At 61.2% G+C, this 17090-nt stretch carries 14 protein-coding genes; 7 read left to right on the top strand and 7 right to left on the bottom strand.

Annotated elements, in window-relative coordinates:
- Positions 1 to 165: 165 nt before the first annotated feature.
- The 7 genes from ACM6JQ_RS21985 to ACM6JQ_RS21955 all read right to left on the bottom strand — a co-directional run bounded on the left by ACM6JQ_RS21985 (position 166) and on the right by ACM6JQ_RS21955 (position 8421).
- Positions 166 to 1590, bottom strand: a complete 1425-nt coding sequence (locus ACM6JQ_RS21985; protein ID WP_007908949.1) for a gamma-aminobutyraldehyde dehydrogenase — start codon at positions 1588 to 1590, stop codon at positions 166 to 168.
- 51 nt (positions 1591 to 1641) lie between these two features.
- Positions 1642 to 2451: an ABC transporter permease gene (locus ACM6JQ_RS21980; protein ID WP_007908948.1), complete on the bottom strand. Its 810-nt coding sequence runs from the start codon at positions 2449 to 2451 to the stop codon at positions 1642 to 1644.
- Positions 2441 to 3361 carry an ABC transporter permease gene (locus ACM6JQ_RS21975; RefSeq protein WP_400754107.1) on the bottom strand — a complete coding sequence of 307 codons (921 nt, stop codon included), beginning with the start codon at positions 3359 to 3361 and terminating at the stop codon, positions 2441 to 2443. Before ACM6JQ_RS21975 ends, ACM6JQ_RS21980 begins: the two co-directional genes overlap by 11 nt.
- 16 nt (positions 3362 to 3377) lie before the next feature.
- Positions 3378 to 4415 (bottom strand): ABC transporter ATP-binding protein, encoded by a 1038-nt coding sequence (locus tag ACM6JQ_RS21970; RefSeq protein ID WP_414894665.1) that lies wholly within the window; start codon positions 4413 to 4415, stop codon positions 3378 to 3380.
- A 267-nt stretch (positions 4416 to 4682) separates the two neighbouring features.
- Positions 4683 to 5834, bottom strand: coding sequence for a putative ABC transporter substrate-binding protein YdcS (gene ydcS, locus ACM6JQ_RS21965; protein ID WP_095112553.1), 1152 nt, complete (start codon positions 5832 to 5834; stop codon positions 4683 to 4685).
- Positions 5835 to 5917: 83 nt separating this feature from the next.
- Positions 5918 to 7375, bottom strand: coding sequence for a gamma-aminobutyraldehyde dehydrogenase (locus tag ACM6JQ_RS21960; protein ID WP_414894664.1), 1458 nt, complete (start codon positions 7373 to 7375; stop codon positions 5918 to 5920).
- A 131-nt stretch (positions 7376 to 7506) separates the two neighbouring features.
- Positions 7507 to 8421, bottom strand: a complete 915-nt coding sequence (locus tag ACM6JQ_RS21955) for a LysR family transcriptional regulator (protein WP_007949637.1) — start codon at positions 8419 to 8421, stop codon at positions 7507 to 7509.
- 178 nt (positions 8422 to 8599) lie between these two features.
- On the opposite strand from ACM6JQ_RS21955, the gene ACM6JQ_RS21950 reads away from it, so the two are divergent.
- The 7 genes from ACM6JQ_RS21950 (at position 8600) to ACM6JQ_RS21920 (ending at position 17085) form a co-directional block, all read left to right on the top strand.
- Positions 8600 to 9322: a tellurite resistance TerB family protein gene (locus tag ACM6JQ_RS21950; protein WP_095112551.1), complete on the top strand. Its 723-nt coding sequence runs from the start codon at positions 8600 to 8602 to the stop codon at positions 9320 to 9322.
- A 367-nt stretch (positions 9323 to 9689) separates the two neighbouring features.
- Positions 9690 to 11312, top strand: coding sequence for a methyl-accepting chemotaxis protein (locus ACM6JQ_RS21945; protein ID WP_095112550.1), 1623 nt, complete (start codon positions 9690 to 9692; stop codon positions 11310 to 11312).
- Positions 11312 to 11848, top strand: coding sequence for a chemotaxis protein CheW (locus tag ACM6JQ_RS21940; protein ID WP_414894663.1), 537 nt, complete (start codon positions 11312 to 11314; stop codon positions 11846 to 11848). Before ACM6JQ_RS21945 ends, ACM6JQ_RS21940 begins: the two co-directional genes overlap by 1 nt.
- Positions 11845 to 13113 carry a CheR family methyltransferase gene (locus ACM6JQ_RS21935; protein WP_414894662.1) on the top strand — a complete coding sequence of 423 codons (1269 nt, stop codon included), beginning with the start codon at positions 11845 to 11847 and terminating at the stop codon, positions 13111 to 13113. The genes ACM6JQ_RS21940 and ACM6JQ_RS21935 overlap by 4 nt, the downstream gene beginning before the upstream one ends.
- A complete protein-coding gene (locus ACM6JQ_RS21930) occupies positions 13113 to 13796 on the top strand; it encodes a chemotaxis protein CheW (RefSeq protein WP_123374575.1) in 684 nt (227 codons plus the stop codon). Before ACM6JQ_RS21935 ends, ACM6JQ_RS21930 begins: the two co-directional genes overlap by 1 nt.
- Positions 13793 to 16078, top strand: a complete 2286-nt coding sequence (locus ACM6JQ_RS21925; protein ID WP_007908924.1) for a hybrid sensor histidine kinase/response regulator — start codon at positions 13793 to 13795, stop codon at positions 16076 to 16078. The genes ACM6JQ_RS21930 and ACM6JQ_RS21925 overlap by 4 nt, the downstream gene beginning before the upstream one ends.
- The gene (locus ACM6JQ_RS21920) at positions 16075 to 17085 is read left to right on the top strand and encodes a chemotaxis response regulator protein-glutamate methylesterase (RefSeq protein WP_007908919.1); all 1011 of its coding nucleotides are present in this window, start codon (positions 16075 to 16077) and stop codon (positions 17083 to 17085) included. Before ACM6JQ_RS21925 ends, ACM6JQ_RS21920 begins: the two co-directional genes overlap by 4 nt.
- The last annotated feature ends 5 nt before the right edge of the window (positions 17086 to 17090 follow it).

The following is a 17090-nucleotide window of genomic DNA, read 5'->3' as shown; positions in this document are numbered from 1 at the left end:
GGGCGCCGCCCGGTTCGGTAGTTATTGTTTTGGTTTCGGTGAAGCCTGGTGGTGGATCGCCGACATCGTCCGTGTGTCGCGGAAAAGATCGCAGCCTGCGGCAGCTCCTACAGAAGAGCGGCGTCCATCATGTAGGAGCTGCCGCAGGCTGCGATCTTTTCGCTGTTAATGCTTGAACATCACATGCCGAACCGTGGTGTAGTCCTCCAGCCCATACATGGACATGTCTTTCCCGTAGCCGGACAATTTCTGACCGCCATGGGGCATTTCGCTGACGAGCATGAAGTGCGTGTTCACCCACGTGCAGCCGTACTGCAAACGCGCCGACATGCGATGCGCGCGTCCGACATCTGCCGTCCACACGGAGGAGGCGAGGCCGTAATCCGAGTCGTTGGCCCATTCCAGCGCCTGCGCTTCATCGGTGAACTTGGTCACCGAAACCACCGGCCCAAACACTTCGCGACGGACAATCTCGTCGTCCTGCTGCGCATCGGCCAAAACGGTTGGTTCAAAGAAGAACCCGTTACCGTCGACAGCCTTGCCACCAGTGATCAAACGAATGTGCGACTGCGCCACGGCACGCTCGACAAACCCGGCAACACGGTCGCGATGTTGTGCAGTGATCAACGGCCCCAGTTCGGTCGACGGATCATCCTGCAAGCCATACTTGATGCTGCTGACCGCCGCGCCGAGTTTCTCGACGAACTTGTCGTAGATACCTTGCTGCGCATAAATCCTGCACGCGGCAGTGCAGTCCTGCCCGGCGTTGTAGAAGCCGAAGGTGCGAATCCCTTCAACCGCCGCATTGATGTCGGCGTCGTCGAAGATGATTACCGGCGCCTTGCCGCCCAGCTCCATGTGCATGCGTTTGACGCTGTCGGCGGTGCTGGAAATGATATTGGCGCCCGTGGCGATCGAACCGGTCAGGGAAACCATGCGCACTTTCGGATGGGTAACCAGCGGGCTGCCCACGGTAGGACCGCGACCAAACACCAGATTGAGTACACCAGCCGGGAAGATTTCTGACGCCAGTTCGGCCAGACGCAACGCGGTCAGCGGGGTTTGTTCCGACGGTTTGAGCACTACGGTATTACCCGCGGCCAGCGCCGGGGCGATTTTCCAGGCGACCATCATCAGCGGATAGTTCCACGGCGCGATGGAGGCAATCACGCCGACCGGATCGCGGCGGATCATCGAGGTGTGGCCGGGCAGGTATTCGCCAGCGGCCGAACCGCTCATGCAACGGCTGGCGCCGGCGAAGAAACGGAACACGTCGGCAATCGCCGGAATCTCGTCGTTGAGCGCGGCGCTGTAGGGTTTGCCGCAATTATCGGATTCCAGTTTGGCCAGTTCTTCGCCGTGGGCTTCGATGGCGTCGGCGAGTTTGAGCAGCAGCAGCGAACGGTCTTTCGGCGCGGTTTGCGACCAGTCGGCGAAAGCGTTGTCGGCGGCGCGCACGGCGGCATCGACCTGGGCTTCGCTGGCTTCGTTGATTTCTACCAGGACTTCGCCGAGCGAGGGATTGAGCACCGGTTGCGCCGGGCCTTCGCCGTTGACCAGTTGGCCGTTGATCAAGAGTTTGGTTTGCATGTCTGTTGTCCTCACTAATACTTTTATTGTTCTGCCGAAACCGTTATTCGGTTATTTGCCGCCGCTGCCGGCGACGCTCTCGCCACCACGCGTCAGGTAATACGCGCCGAGGATTGGCAGCATCGTCACCATCATCACCAGCATGGCGACGACGTTGGTCACCGGTACATCCCGTGGCCGGCTCAGTTGGTTAAGTAGCCACAACGGCAACGTGCGTTCATGCCCGGCGGTGAACGTGGTAACGATGATTTCGTCGAACGACAGCGCAAACGCCAACATGCCGCCGGCCAGCAACGCCGAGCCGAGGTTGGGCAGGATGATGTAGCGAAAGGTCTGCCAGCCATCGGCGCCGAGATCCATCGAGGCCTCGATCAAACTGTGCGAAGTACGGCGCAGGCGGGCGATGACGTTGTTGTAGACGATCACCACACAGAAGGTCGCGTGGCCGACGATGATGGTGAACATCCCCGGCTCGATCCCCAGCGTTTTAAACGTCGCCAGCAGTGCGATCCCGGTGATGATCCCCGGCAGCGCAATCGGCAAAATCAGCATCAGCGAGATGCCCTGTTTGCCGAAGAAATCCCGGCGGTACAACGCTGCTGAAGCCAAGGTGCCGAGGACCATCGCAATCAACGTGGCGATGGCTGCGATCTGCAACGAAAGCTTGATCGCCTCCAGAACATCCGGCCGCGAAAACGCCACGCTGAACCAGTGCAGCGTGAAGCCCTTCGGCGGAAAGCTGAACGCGGCTTCTTCAGTGTTGAAGGCGTAAAGGAAGATGATCAGGATCGGGAAGTGCAGAAACACCAGCCCGCCCCAGGCTGCGATTCGTAGCCCGATTGAAGCCCTTTCAGAGCGCATCGAAGGCCCCCAGTCGTTTGACGATGGACAGGTAAACCGCGATCAACACAATCGGCACCAACGTAAACGCGGCGGCCATCGGCATATTGCCGATCGCACCTTGCTGCGCGTACACCATGCTGCCGACGAAGTAACCCGGCGGCCCGACCAGTTGCGGCACGATGAAGTCGCCCAAGGTCAGCGAAAACGTGAAGATCGAACCGGCGGCGATGCCCGGAATCGATAGCGGCAAAATCACCTGCATAAAGGTCTGACGCGGCTTGGCCCCAAGGTCAGCGGAGGCCTGCAACAGCGACGGCGGCAGACGTTCCAACGACGCCTGAATCGGCAGAATCATGAACGGCAGCCAGATATAAACGAACACCATGAACCGCCCCAGATGCGAGGTCGACAAGGTGCTACCGCCCACCCCGGGAATCCCCAGAATGAACTGCAACACCGGCTCCAATCCCAAGTGCTGCACGAACCACTGCGCCACGCCGCCCTTGGCCAGCAGCAACGTCCACGCATACGCCTTGACGATGTAACTGGCCCACATCGGCATCATCACTGCGATGTAGAAAAACGCCTTGGTTTTGCCCGTGGTGTAGCGCGCCATGTAGTAGGCAATCGGGAACGCAACGATGGCGCTGGCGATCGACACGACGATGGCCATGCTCAGCGTGCGCAGGATGATGTCGAAGTTCGACGGCTGAAACAGCGCGGCAAAATTCGCCAGGGTCAGGTCCGGCGTGACCGCCATGGTGAAGTCGTCGAAGGTGTAGAAACCCTGCCACAACAGCACCAGCAGCGAGCCGAGGTAGATCGCGCCAAACCACAGCAGCGGCGGCACCAGCAGCATCGACAGATACAGGTTCGGCTTGCGGTAGAGCAGGTTGGAAAACCGGCGCAACGGCGGCGATGTAGTCATCGCGAGCGTGCTCATGTCACACCCCGCTCGCCACGTTATCGTGCAGCGGGATCATCGCTTCCCGCGCCCAACGCGCGCTCAGACGCTGGCCGGTCTGGTGCTGTGCGCTGCTGTCGATCCATTGATTGTTGGCGTGGCTGATGCTCAGGGTCTGACCGTTATCCAGCTTCAATTCATAACGCGTGGCGCTGCCCTGATACTGGATGTCATGGAGCAGACCGCTGACTTCGATTTCGTGACTGGCCAGCGGGCCTTCGGCAAAACGTACATGTTCCGGACGGATCGAAAACGGCTGCGGATGGCCGCTGATTTGGCGGGCCAGATCGCCGCGAATCACGTTCGAGGTGCCGACGAATTCAGCCACGAATGTGGTGGTCGGTTTCATGTACAGATTGCGCGGCGTGTCGACTTGTTCGATGCGCCCCTTGTTGAACACGGCGACGCGATCGGACATCGACAGCGCTTCGGTTTGATCGTGAGTGACGAAGATGAAGGTGATGCCGAGCTGGCGTTGCAGCTTCTTCAATTCACTTTGCATTTGTTCGCGCAGTTTCAGATCGAGTGCACCCAACGGCTCATCGAGCAGCAGCACACGCGGACGATTGACCAGAGCGCGGGCGAGGGCCACGCGCTGGCGCTGACCGCCGGATAACTGCACCGGTTTGCGCGCGCCATAACCGCCGAGGGCGACCATGTCCAAGGCTTCTTCGGCGCGTTTGTGGCGCTCGGTTTTACCGACGCCTTTGACCTTCAAACCGTAGGCGACATTGTCGAGGACGTTCATGTGCGGGAACAGCGCGTAGTCCTGAAACACCGTGTTGACGTCACGTTGATACGGCGGCAAACCGGCCGCTTCGGCGCCGTGGATGCGGATCGAGCCGGCGCTCGGTTGCTCGAACCCGGCGATCAGGCGCAGGCAGGTGGTTTTGCCCGAGCCGGAAGGGCCGAGCATGGAAAAGAACTCGCCGTCCTCGATATCGATGGAAACCCGGTCAACGGCCTTCACCTCGCCGAACTGCCGGGAAACGTTGGTGAACTGGACTGCAAGCGTCATGGTGCGGTGCTCCGGTAAAACGGGCTTTCAAAAAAGTCGTGTGTGCGTCGAAAAGATCGCAGCCTGCGGCAGCTCCTACAGTAGGTGTGCAGGGCGCTGAAATTGCTTTTAGCTCCCTCTCCCTCCGGGAGAGGGTGGGGGGTGAGGGTGGCTTTATTGGCCGTTGCTCTGAAGTCAAAGGCAAGGTCAAAAGCTACCCCCTCACCCCAGCCCTCTCCCCCAGGGGGGCGAGGGGGGAAAGGGAGCAGACCGCGTCGTTGTCGAGAGCTAGCGGCCGCCCATGATCGCGATGTAATCCTGGGTCCAGCGGCTATACGGCACAAACTTGCCGCCCTCAGCCTGCGGGGTTTTCCAGAAGGCGATCTTGTCGAACTGGTCGAAACCGTTGGTCTTGCAACCTTCAGCACCCAGCAATTCGCTCTCCTTGCACGCCGCTGGCACCGCCGGCAACGAACCAAACCACGCCGCCACATCACCCTGGACTTTCGGTTTCAGCGACCAGTCCATCCACTTGTAGGCGCAGTTCGGGTGCTTGGCCTCGGCGTGCAGCATGGTGGTGTCAGCCCAACCCGTGGCGCCTTCTTTCGGAATGGTCGAAGCGATCGGCTGCTTCTCGTTCATCAGGCCGTTGACCTGATACGGCCAGGCACTCGACGCCACCACGCCTTCGTTTTTGAAGTCGCTCATCTGTACCGTGGTGTCGTGCCAGTAGCGGTGGATTAGCGGCTGCTGCGCGCGCAACAGGTCGAGCACGGCTTTGTACTGATCTTCGGTGAGTTGGTATGGATCCTTGATGCCCAATTCGGGCTTGGTCGATTTCAGATACAGCGCCGCATCGGCGATGTAGATCGGCCCGTCATAGGCCTGCACGCGGCCCTTGTTCGGCTTGCCGTCGGGCAGATCCTGCGCGGCAAACACCACGTTCCAACTGCTCGGCGCGGTCTTGAATACGTTGGTGTTGTACATCAGCACGTTCGGGCCCCACTGGTACGGGGTGCCGTAAGTCTGGTTGTTGACCACGTACCACGGCGCGTCTTTCAGGCGCGGGTCGAGGGTGTTCCAGTTCGCGATCAACGCAGTGTTGATCGGTTGCACACGCTTGCCGACGATCAACCGCAGCGACGCATCGCCCGACGCGGTGACCAGGTCATAACCGCCCTTGGCCATCAGGCTGACCATTTCGTCGGAGGTCGCAGCGGTCTTCACATTGACCTTGCAGCCGGTTTCTTTTTCGAAACCGGTGACCCAGTCGTAAGCCTTGTCGCTCTCGCCACGTTCGATGTAACCCGGCCACGCAACGATATCCAGCTGACCTTCGCCAGCACCGACAGCCTTTAACGGCTCGGCCGCTTGCAGGCTGGCGCTGGCCAGCAGGGCCGTGGTGATTGCACTGAGCAGTGCGGTCTTGTGCACGAACATGGTTGAACCCTCTTCTTCAAATTATGGTCGGGGCAGTTGTGAACGCGGTGAAGCATGCCGTTGGCGGCTTGTTATTAGCGTAGTCAGAGATGCTGGCCGTGGCGGGCCATGATGTGCCGCACCACGCTGTAGTCCTGCAGCGAATCACTGGATAAGTCTTTGCCGTAACCGGAGCGTTTCAGCCCGCCGTGGGGCATTTCGCTGACCAGCATGAAATGGCTGTTGATCCACGTGCAGCCGTACTGCAGGCGCGCGGCAACTTGCATCGCCTTGTCCAGATTCTGTGTCCACACCGACGAGGCGAGGCCATACTCGGAGTCGTTGGCCCAGTCGACGGCCTGCGCGAGTTCGTCGAAACGGGTCACGGTGACCACCGGGCCGAACACTTCGCGCTGAACGATTTCGTCGCTTTGTTTGCAACCGGCGAGCAGCGTCGGTTGATAGTAGAAACCGGCACCGGAATGCACCGCCGCACCGGTCACCCGCTCGATGTGTGGTTGGCCGAGGGCGCGCTCGACAAAACTGGCTACGCGGTCGCGTTGGCGGGTGCTGATCAGCGGGCCGATCTCGTTGTCGGCATCACGTTTGCCGGCGAAGCGCAGGCTGCTGACGGCTTGGCCGAGTTCGGCGACCAATTTGTCGTGAATCCCGGCCTGCGCGTAGATCCGGCATGCGGCGGTGCAGTCCTGGCCGGCGTTGTAGTAACCGTAAGTGCGCACTCCGTCGACCACGGCCTGGATGTCGGCGTCGTTGCAGACGATTACCGGGGCTTTGCCGCCGAGTTCGAGGTGCGTGCGTTTCAGGGTTTTCGCCGCGGCTTGCAGGATTTTCTGGCCGGTGACGATATCGCCGGTCAGCGAGACCATGCGCACTTTCCCGTGGCCGACCAAATGACTGCCAACGCCTTCGCCGCCACCGCAGATGATGTTGATCACCCCGCGCGGGAGGATTTCGGCCAGCGCTGGCGCCAGGGCGAGGATCGACAGAGGTGTGTGCTCGGAGGGTTTGAACACCAGCGTGTTGCCGGCGGCGAGGGCCGGGGCGATTTTCCACGCGGCCATCATGATCGGGTAATTCCACGGCGCAATCGAGGCGATCACGCCAATCGGATCGCGACGAACCATGCTGGTGTAACCCGGCAGGTATTCACCGCTGAGCTGACCGGTCTGGCAGCGCACGGCGCCGGCGAAGAAGCGGAATACATCGACGGTCGCCGTCAGATCGTCCTGACGCGCCAGGTGCAGCGGCTTGCCGCAGTTCAGCGATTCGAGGCGGGCGAGGTGATCGGCGTGTTTTTCCACGGCGTTGGCAATCTCGAGCAACAGGTTGGAACGTTGCTGAGGCGTGGTGCGCGACCATTCGGCAAAGGCGCGGTGGGCGGCGAGGATGGCGGCTTCGACTTGCTCGGTGCTGGCCTCGGCGATGTGCGTGAGGATCTCACCGGTGGCTGGGTTAAGAATCGGCTCGACAAAACCTTCCCCAGCGACCAATTCGCCGTCGATCAACAACGCGGTACACATCGGGGTCTGCGCGCCAGCCATCTTCCGCGATCTCTTTTCTTGTGTGGCCATTGTTGCTCCCTGATATCGGGAGCCGACCGTCTTATAGATGCAGCAAGACTAGTGCGCGGCTCCGAGGTCGACAAATTCTAAATACTGAAGGCTGCGTTCGATTAAATAGATGGCTTGCGTCCGCCGTGGGGTTGTTCACGGGCTACGGTCAGGAATGGGTCGACCAATGCCGGGCGCGCGGTGCCACGACGCCAGGCCAGACCAACGTCGAGGGTCTGGTTGAGGTCGGCGATCGGACGCGCTTCGATGATGTCGCCCTCCAGTGACCACGGGCGATAAGTCATGTCCGGTTGAATCGACACGCCCAAACCGGCGGCAACCAGACTTCGTACAGCCTCGGTGGACGCGGTTCGCAGAGTGATCTTCGGTTGCAGCCCGGAACCGCGCCAGAAACGCTGGGCATTGCGATCCATCTCATCGACGTTCAGTTGAATCAGAGGTTCGCGGGCAACGTCGGCGAGGTTGATGCTGTCGTGCTCCAGCAGTGGATGCTGGGCTGGCAGCCACAAACGGTGCGGTGAGTGGGTCAGTACTTCAGTTTGCAAAGCGTGACGATCTTCGAGGTTGGAGAGGATCAGCACGCCGACATCAATCTCGCCGCTGACCAGCAAATGCTCGATGTAAGGGCGCTCGTCTTCCATCACACGGATCTCGACATTGGGATAGGCGCGTTGGAATCGTGTGAGCAAATCCGCTAGGTAATAACCGGCGACCAGACTGGTCACGCCGACGATCAACTGCCCGGCGACCTGATCGGTACTCTGTTGCAGGCTGCGCTTGGCGTTGTCGACGGTCGCGAGAATCAGGTGCGCCTGACGCAGGAATTGATGCCCTTGATGCGTCAGGGTCATGCCCTTGGCGTGGCGGCTGAACAGGCTGACGCCGATTTCCTCTTCCAGTTGCTGGATCGCCAGGGTCAGGGTCGATTGGGAAATGAATGCAGTTTGTGCGGCGGCGGAGATCGAGCCGGTCTCGGCCACGGCGATGAAATGACGAATCTGACGCAAGGTCATCATGAGAAGGGGTACCCAGTGGGCGGTTTTTATAGATTGGCCTGAGTGTATATCTATTTTCGCGAACGGCTCGGGCGTACTGAGCAACATCTGGAAGCACACTCGCGGGCCGGGCAGGGGCACTTTCGAACTAGGCTGAGGGCCTTATAGATCCGGATAACCCCTGTTTTGGAGGCGGAACATGAACACCCGTGGATTGCTCGATCAACTGCTTAAATCTGGCCAGGATCTGTTGCAGAACAAGGCTGGCGGAACGCACAACAAACCGGCGGCCGGTGGCTTGGGCGGTTTGCTCGGCGGTTCTTCAGGCACTGGCGGCCTCGGCAGTCTTTTGTCCGGCGCAGGTGGTGGCGCGTTAGCTGCTGGCGCGATGGGCTTGTTGCTCGGTAACAAGAAAGTGCGCAAGGTCGGCGGTAAAGTCGCGATCTACGGCGGGCTGGCCGCGCTGGGCGTACTGGCCTACAAGGCCTACGGCAACTACAACGCGCAAAAAGGCACGGCCCCGCAACGCGAACCACAGACCCTCGACCGTCTGCCTCCGGTGCAGGCCGAACAACACAGCCAGGCCATTCTCAAGGCGCTGGTCGCTGCCGCGAAGGCCGACGGCCACATCGATGACCGCGAGCGTCAACTGATCGAAGGCGAATTCACCAAACTCGACAACGATCAGGAGCTACAGAACTGGCTCCACGCCGAACTCAACAAACCCCTCGACCCCACCGACGTCGCACGGGCCGCGAGCACGCCGGAGATGGCGGCAGAAATGTACATCGCCAGTGTAATGCTGGTGGATGAGGAGAACTTCATGGAGAAGTCATATCTGGATGAACTGGCGCGCCAGTTGAAGCTGGAGCCAGGTTTGAAGGTGGAACTGGAGAAGCAGGTGCGGCAGGCCTCTGTGTAGAGACAGCGTGCTTTAACAATCGCAACCCCCTGTGGGAGCGAGCCTGCTCGCGAAAGCGCCGGGTCAGACGACATCGATGTTGACCGTTCCGGCCTCTTCGCGAGCAAGCTCGCTCCCACAGGTTATTCCGGCGTGCACGGAGCTTGCTCGCGATGATGTTTCAGCCTCACTGCATACGCCATGGCCGATCTATCGCCTCCTTTTGCCATTACCCCACTGGCACGCCCCCCCGCAATTGTCGGACAGTCCCAGCCCAGAGCCCTCCCGCGACCAAGGCGGACAGGCCCGAGGGTTACAAAGCGTCTTATAAATGAAACACCGCCCTCGGCTATACTCCCCGCATTTCGACTAGGCACGAGGAATCACTGTGAAGAACTGGACGTTGCGCCAACGCATTTTGGCGAGCTTTGCGGTGATTATCGCCATCATGTTGCTGATGGTCGTCGTTTCGTATTCACGGCTGTTGAAGATCGAGGTCAGTGAAAACAGCGTGCGTGATGACGCGATTCCCGGCGTCTATTACAGCTCGATGATTCGCGGTGCGTGGGTCGACAGCTATCTGCAGACTCAGGAACTGCTCGGGCTCAAGGAAGGCCAGGGGATTTCCAGCGAGGACGCGGCTGACTACAAGGCGTTCGAGGCGCGTCTGCAGGAGCAGATGGCCAACTATCGCAAAACCATGGCGACCGACGAGGATCGTGTCGAGTTCGCCGCGTTCGAGAAGTATCACGACGCCTACATCCAGATTCAGGATGCCGTGCTGGATCTGCACAAACGCAACCTGGAAGCGGACGCGGTCAGGATGTTCCACGACAAGCTCACGCCTGCCTGGTATTCCGGGCGCATGAAGCTCAACGACATCATCGGCGAAAACAAGACAGTCGCCGATCAGGCCATGAACAATATCGACGATGCCGTGGCCGCAGCCAAAGTCAGCATGTTCATTTCCCTGTTGGTCGCTGTCCTCGCCGCTGGCCTGTGCGGTCTGTTGCTGATGCGCGCAATCATGGCGCCGATGAACCGCATTGTGCAGATCCTCGAAACCATGCGCACCGGTGACCTCAGTTCGCGTCTGAACCTCGATCGCAAGGACGAATTCGGCGCCGTCGAAACCGGCTTCAACGACATGATGACCGAGCTGACCGCGCTGGTGTCGCAAGCCCAGCGCTCGTCGGTGCAGGTGACCACCTCGGTGACCGAGATCGCCGCCACCTCGAAGCAACAACAAGCCACCGCCACCGAAACCGCCGCGACCACCACCGAGATTGGCGCGACGTCCCGTGAAATTGCGGCAACTTCGCGCGATCTGGTGCGCACCATGACCGAAGTCTCCACTGCCGCCGATCAGGCCTCAGTGCTGGCCGGCTCCGGCCAGCAAGGTCTGGCGCGCATGGAAGACACCATGCACTCGGTGATGGGCGCGGCCGATCTGGTCAACGCCAAACTGGCGATCCTCAACGAGAAGGCCGGCAACATCAATCAGGTGGTGGTGACCATCGTCAAAGTCGCCGATCAGACTAACCTGTTGTCGCTCAACGCAGCGATTGAAGCCGAGAAGGCCGGCGAGTACGGACGCGGTTTTGCCGTGGTCGCCACGGAAGTGCGGCGTCTGGCGGATCAGACCGCCGTGGCCACTTACGACATCGAGCAAATGGTTCGCGAGATCCAGTCGGCGGTGTCGGCGGGTGTGATGGGCATGGACAAGTTCTCCGAAGAAGTACGCCGTGGCATGTCCGAAGTGCAGCAGGTTGGCGAGCAGCTGTCGCAGATCATCCATCAGGTGCAGGCGCTGGCGCCGCGGGTGTTGATGGTCAACGAGGGCATGCAGGCGCAGGCCACCGGTGCCGAGCAGATCAACCACGCGCTGGTGCAACTGGGTGATGCCAGCAGCCAGACCGTCGAGTCGTTGCGTCAGGCCAGTTTCGCCATCGACGAACTGAGCCAGGTGGCCGTCGGGCTGCGCAGCGGCGTTTCGCGATTCAAAGTCTGATGAGCGAAATCATCGCCAAACGCAGCGCCGCGCAGGTGGCGAAGCCGGCGTTGTTCCTGCTGTTTCGCATCGGTAGCGAACGTTACGCCCTGCGCGCTACTGAAGTCGCCGAAGTGTTGCCGCGCCTGCCGTTGAAGCCGATCGCGCGGGCGCCGCAATGGGTTGCCGGTGTGTTCGCTTATCGCGGTGCGGTAGTCCCGGTAATCGACCTCAGCGCATTGACCTTTGGCCATCCCGCTCAGGCGCGTACCAGCACGCGTCTAGTGCTGGTCAATTTCCAGCCTGATCAGTCGCAACCGGCGCAATGGCTCGGGCTGATTCTGGAACAGGCCACCGACACCCTGCGTTGCCATGCGCAAGAGTTTCAGCCTTACGGCCTCGACAACCGCGAGGCGCCTTACCTCGGCCCGGTGCGTGAAGATGCGCAGGGATTGGTGCAATGGGTACGGGTCAATGATTTGCTCGATGACGCCGTGCGTACTTTGCTGTTCCCCGATCCGCCGTTGAATCCGGCGCAGCTTGAGGCGCAGCCATGAGCGGCGATCAACGTTTTTTCGACTTTCTCAAGGAGCGCATCGGCCTCGATGTGACGTCGGTGGGCCCGGCGATCATTGAGCGCGCGGTGCGTCAGCGCACCACGCTCTCGCAAGCGGCGCATGCCAATGAGTATTGGCAGTTGCTGCAAGGCTCGCGGGATGAACAACAAGCGTTGATCGAAGCGGTGATCGTTCCCGAGACATGGTTTTTCCGCTACCCGGAATCTTTCGCGACGCTGGGCAAACTCGCCCGCAAACGCCTTGGCGAACTGAACAACATGCGTGCCTTGCGCATCCTCAGCCTGCCGTGTTCCACCGGCGAAGAACCGTATTCGATTGCCATGGCCTTGCTCGATGCCGGGCTCAAGCCTCATCAGTTCAAGGTCGACGGCATGGACGTCAGTCCGCTGTCGGTGGAGAAGGCGCGGCGCGCGTTGTACGGCAAGAATTCGTTTCGCGGCCAGGATCTGGACTTTCGCGAACGGCATTTCACCCCTGAGCAGGACGGCCATCGGGTCAATGAGAACGTGCGTGAGCAAGTGCGCTTGCAGGTCGGTAATGTGCTCGATCCGACGCTGCTGGCCAGTGAGCCGGCGTTCGATTTCGTGTTCTGCCGCAACCTGCTGATCTATTTCGATCAGCCGACGCAAAAACTGGTGTTCGAGGTGCTCAAGCGCCTGACGCACTTCGATGGCGTGCTGTTTATCGGCCCGGCCGAGGGCAGTTTGCTTGGGCGGTTGGGCATGCGTTCGATCGGCATCCCGCAATCCTTTGCCTTCAGTCGCCACAGTGAGCCGCATCCCGAACCGCTGCCGACAGCCAAACCGATCGCGGTGCCGATCAGCCAACCGCAGCGCAGCACGCCGCCAGCGCCGGTGCGCAATCGACCGTTTGCCGCCGTAACACCACTGCCAATCGCCAGCAAAAGCGCGAACCCGGACGCGGCGACGTTGCTGGCCAACATCGCTGCACTGGCTAACGAAGGCAAAAGCGCCGAAGCCCGGGCGGCGTGCGAACAGTATTTGCGCAGCCACGAACCGGTGGCCCAAGTCTTTTACTGGCTCGGCTTGCTCAGCGATGTCGCCGGTCTGACCCTCGAAGCCCAGGGCTTCTACCGCAAGGCGTTGTACCTCGAACCGCAACACCCCGAAGCGTTGATGCACCTGGCCGCATTGCTGCAGGCCCAGGGCGACAGCGTCGGTGCCAGACGATTGCAGGAGCGCGCCGCCCGCAGTGGCCGCACCGCCGACAGTGAGCGTAAATGATGATCCCGTCCGACACCTTGAACGTCACCCACGAAGACGCCCGGGCCATCGACGATTGCTGGAACCGCATCGGCATCCATGGCGACAAATCCTGTCCGCTGCTCGAAGAGCACATTCATTGCCGCAATTGTTCGGTGTATTCCGCCGCCGCCACGCGCCTGCTCGACCGTTATGCGTTGCAGCAGGACGAGCGCGACCCGGTGGCGACTGCCGTAGAAAGCGATGTGAAAACCCGCTCGTTGCTGATGTTCCGTCTCGGCGAAGAATGGCTGGGTCTGGCGACGCGCAGCCTTGTTGAAGTGGCGCCGTTGCAGGCGATTCACTCGTTGCCGCACCAGCGCTCGCGCGCCTTGCTCGGTGTGGCCAATGTACGCGGCGCGCTGGTGGCGTGCCTGTCGCTGGTTGAGTTGCTTGATCTGGATGGCAACTCGGCGCCAGCCACAGGCGCGAGAATCATGCCGCGCATGTTGATCATTGCCGCCCATGGCGGACCGGTGGTGGTGCCGGTGGATGAGGTCGACGGCATTCATGCCATCGATGAACGCATTCTCGATGCGGCTTCGCAATCCGGCGCGCAAGCCAGTGCCAAATACACCCGTGGTGTTCTGCAATATCGGGGTCGCAGTCTGCGTTGGCTGGATGAAGAACAGCTGTTGTCCGCCGTGACCCGGAGCCTGACATGACCCCCGAGCAAATGCGCGACGCCTCGCTGCTGGAGTTGTTCAGCCTCGAAGCCGAAGCCCAGACCCAAGTGCTCAGTGCCGGATTGCTGGCGCTGGAACGTAACCCGAGTCAGGCCGATCAACTGGAATCGTGCATGCGCGCGGCGCACTCGCTCAAAGGTGCGGCGCGGATTGTCGGCATCGACAGCGGTGTCAGCGTTGCGCATGTCATGGAGGATTGCCTGGTCAGTGCGCAGGAAGGGCGGTTATTGCTGCGCCCCGAGCACATTGATGCGCTGTTGCAGGGCACCGATTTGCTGATGCGCATTGCCACGCCAGCGAATGCTCCGCAACCGGCTGACATCGAAGCGTATGTGGCGTTGATGGCGCAGTTGCTGGATCCATCGTCCGCGACTGCTGTCGCAGCGCCAGTCATGGCCGAATTGCAACTGCAAGCTCCGCGAGTTGAGCCGACGCCGCCAGCGCCCGTCATCGACGTTGCGAGTGAGACGCCAGAGCCAGCGCCACGCAAAAACAAACGCACTACCGAAGGTGGCGAACGCGTCTTGCGCGTTACCGCCGAGCGCCTGAACAGCCTGCTCGATCTGTCGAGCAAATCGCTGGTGGAAACCCAACGCCTGAAACCGCACCTGGCGACCATGCAACGCCTCAAGCGCATGCAGAACAACGGCCTGCGCGCGTTGGAAAACCTCAACGTGCACCTCAAGGAACACGCGCTGAGCCTTGAAGCGCTGGAAGCCCTGGAAGACGCGCGCCGTTTGCTCGCCGAATCCCAGCAACTGCTGAGCGAGAAAAACGCCGAACTCGACGAATTCGCCTGGCAGGCCAGCCAACGCGCGCAAGTGCTTTACGACACCGCGTTGGCCTGCCGCATGCGGCCATTTGCCGATGTGCTTACCGGCCAGGTGCGCATGGTCCGCGATCTGGGCCGCAGCCTCGGCAAACAGGTACGCCTGGAGATCGAAGGCGAGAAAACCCAGGTCGACCGCGACGTGCTGGAGAAACTCGAAGCACCGCTGACTCATTTGTTGCGCAACGCCGTCGATCACGGCATCGAAACCCCGGAGCAACGGCTGCTCAAGGGCAAGCCTGAAGAGGGCCTGATCCGCCTGCGCGCCTCGCATCAGGCCGGTCTGCTAGTGCTGGAATTGAGCGATGACGGCAACGGCGTCGACCTGGAAAAAGTCCGCCGCAGCATTGTCGAGCGGCAGTTATCCCCAGCGGAAACGGCGGCGCAGTTGAGCGAGGAAGAACTGCTGACCTTCCTCTTTCTGCCTGGTTTCAGCCTGCGCGACACGGTCACCGAAGTGTCCGGGCGGGGCGTCGGCCTCGATGCCGTTCAACACATGGTTCGCCAGTTGCGCGGCGCCGTAGAGTTGGAGCAGACCGCAGGCGAGGGCAGTCGCTTTCACCTCGAAGTGCCGTTGACCTTGTCGGTGGTGCGCAGTCTGGTGGTGGAGGTCGGTGAAGAGGCGTACGCCTTCCCACTGGCGCACATCGAACGCATGTGCGACCTGGCCCCGGAAGACATCGTGCAGGTCGAGGGCCGTCAGCATTTCTGGCACGAGGGCCAGCACGTCGGCCTGGTCGCGGCCAGCCAGTTGCTCAACCGCCCGGCCAGCCAGAGCAGTGGCGAAACCCTCAAAGTCGTGGTGATCCGTGAGCGCGATGCGGTTTACGGGGTTGCCGTGGAGCGCTTTATTGGCGAGCGCACGCTGGTGGTCTTGCCACTCGACGAGCGGCTGGGCAAAGTGCAGGACATCTCCGCCGGCGCCCTGCTCGACGATGGCTCGGTAGTGCTGATCGTCGACGTCGAAGACATGTTGCGTTCGGTGGACAAACTGCTCAATACCGGGCGCCTTGAACGCATCGCCCGTCACGGCAATCAAGCCGCCGAAGCCGCGCGCAAACGCGTGCTGGTGGTCGACGATTCGCTGACCGTGCGCGAGCTGCAACGCAAACTGCTGCTCAATCGCGGCTACGACGTTGCGGTGGCGGTGGACGGCATGGACGGTTGGAACGCACTGCGTTCGGAGGACTTCGATTTGCTGATCACCGACATCGACATGCCGCGCATGGACGGCATCGAACTGGTAACTCTGCTGCGCCGCGACAATCGCCTGCAATCGCTGCCGGTGATGGTCGTGTCGTACAAGGATCGCGAAGAGGATCGCCGCCGTGGCCTCGATGCCGGCGCTGACTATTATTTAGCCAAAGCCAGTTTTCATGACGACGCCCTGCTCGACGCAGTGGTCGAGCTTATTGGAGGAGCGCGGGCATGAAGATCGCAATCGTCAACGACATGCCCATGGCGGTGGAGGCCTTGCGCCGGGCGCTGGCCTTCGAGCCGGCGCATCAGGTGGTCTGGGTCGCCCGCAACGGCGCCGAGGCGGTGCAACTGTGCGCCGAAAACACCCCGGATCTGATCCTTATGGATCTGATCATGCCGGTGATGGACGGCGTCGAAGCCACCCGCCGGATCATGGCCGAAACCCCGTGTGCCATTGTCATCGTGACCGTTGACCGCCAGCAGAACGTGCATCGGGTCTTTGAAGCCATGGGCCACGGCGCGCTGGATGTGGTCGACACTCCGGCACTCGGCGCCGGCGACGCTCGGGAAGCCGCCGCGCCGTTGCTGCGCAAGATCCTCAATATTGGCTGGCTGATCGGCGAGAAGCCCACGCGTTCGCGGCCGGCGCCACCGGCCCAGCGCAGTTCCGCTTCGTGCCAGCGGCTGGTGGCGATTGGCTCGTCGGCTGGTGGGCCGGCGGCGCTGGAAGTCCTGCTCAAAGGCTTGCCGAAGGATTTTTCGGCAGCCATTGTGCTGGTGCAGCACGTCGATCAGGTGTTCGCCGCCGGCATGGCCGAATGGCTGGCCAGCGCCAGCGGCCTCGATGTGCGTCTGGCCCGCGAGGGCGAACCGCCGCAAGCCGGCGCGGTGCTGCTGGCCGGCACCAATCACCATATTCGCTTACTGAAAAACGGCACGCTGGCCTACACCGCCGAGCCGGTCAACGAAATCTATCGGCCCTCGATCGATGTGTTTTTCGAGAGTGTCGCCAGCTATTGGAATGGCGACGCCGTCGGGGTTTTATTGACCGGGATGGGGCGCGACGGGGCGCAAGGGCTTAAGCTCATGCGTCAGCAGGGTTACCTGACCATCGCGCAGGATCAGCAAAGCAGTGCGGTGTACGGCATGCCCAAGGCTGCTGCGGCGATTGATGCCGCGGTTGAAATCCGTGCACTGGAAAAGATAGCGCCACGATTGCTGGAGGTTTTCCCCAAATGAACAGG

Origin of the sequence: Pseudomonas sp. IT-232MI5 (assembly GCF_949767845.1) — a bacterium.
Lineage (GTDB): Bacteria > Pseudomonadota > Gammaproteobacteria > Pseudomonadales > Pseudomonadaceae > Aquipseudomonas.
This window is presented reverse-complemented; position numbering and strand designations above follow the sequence as displayed.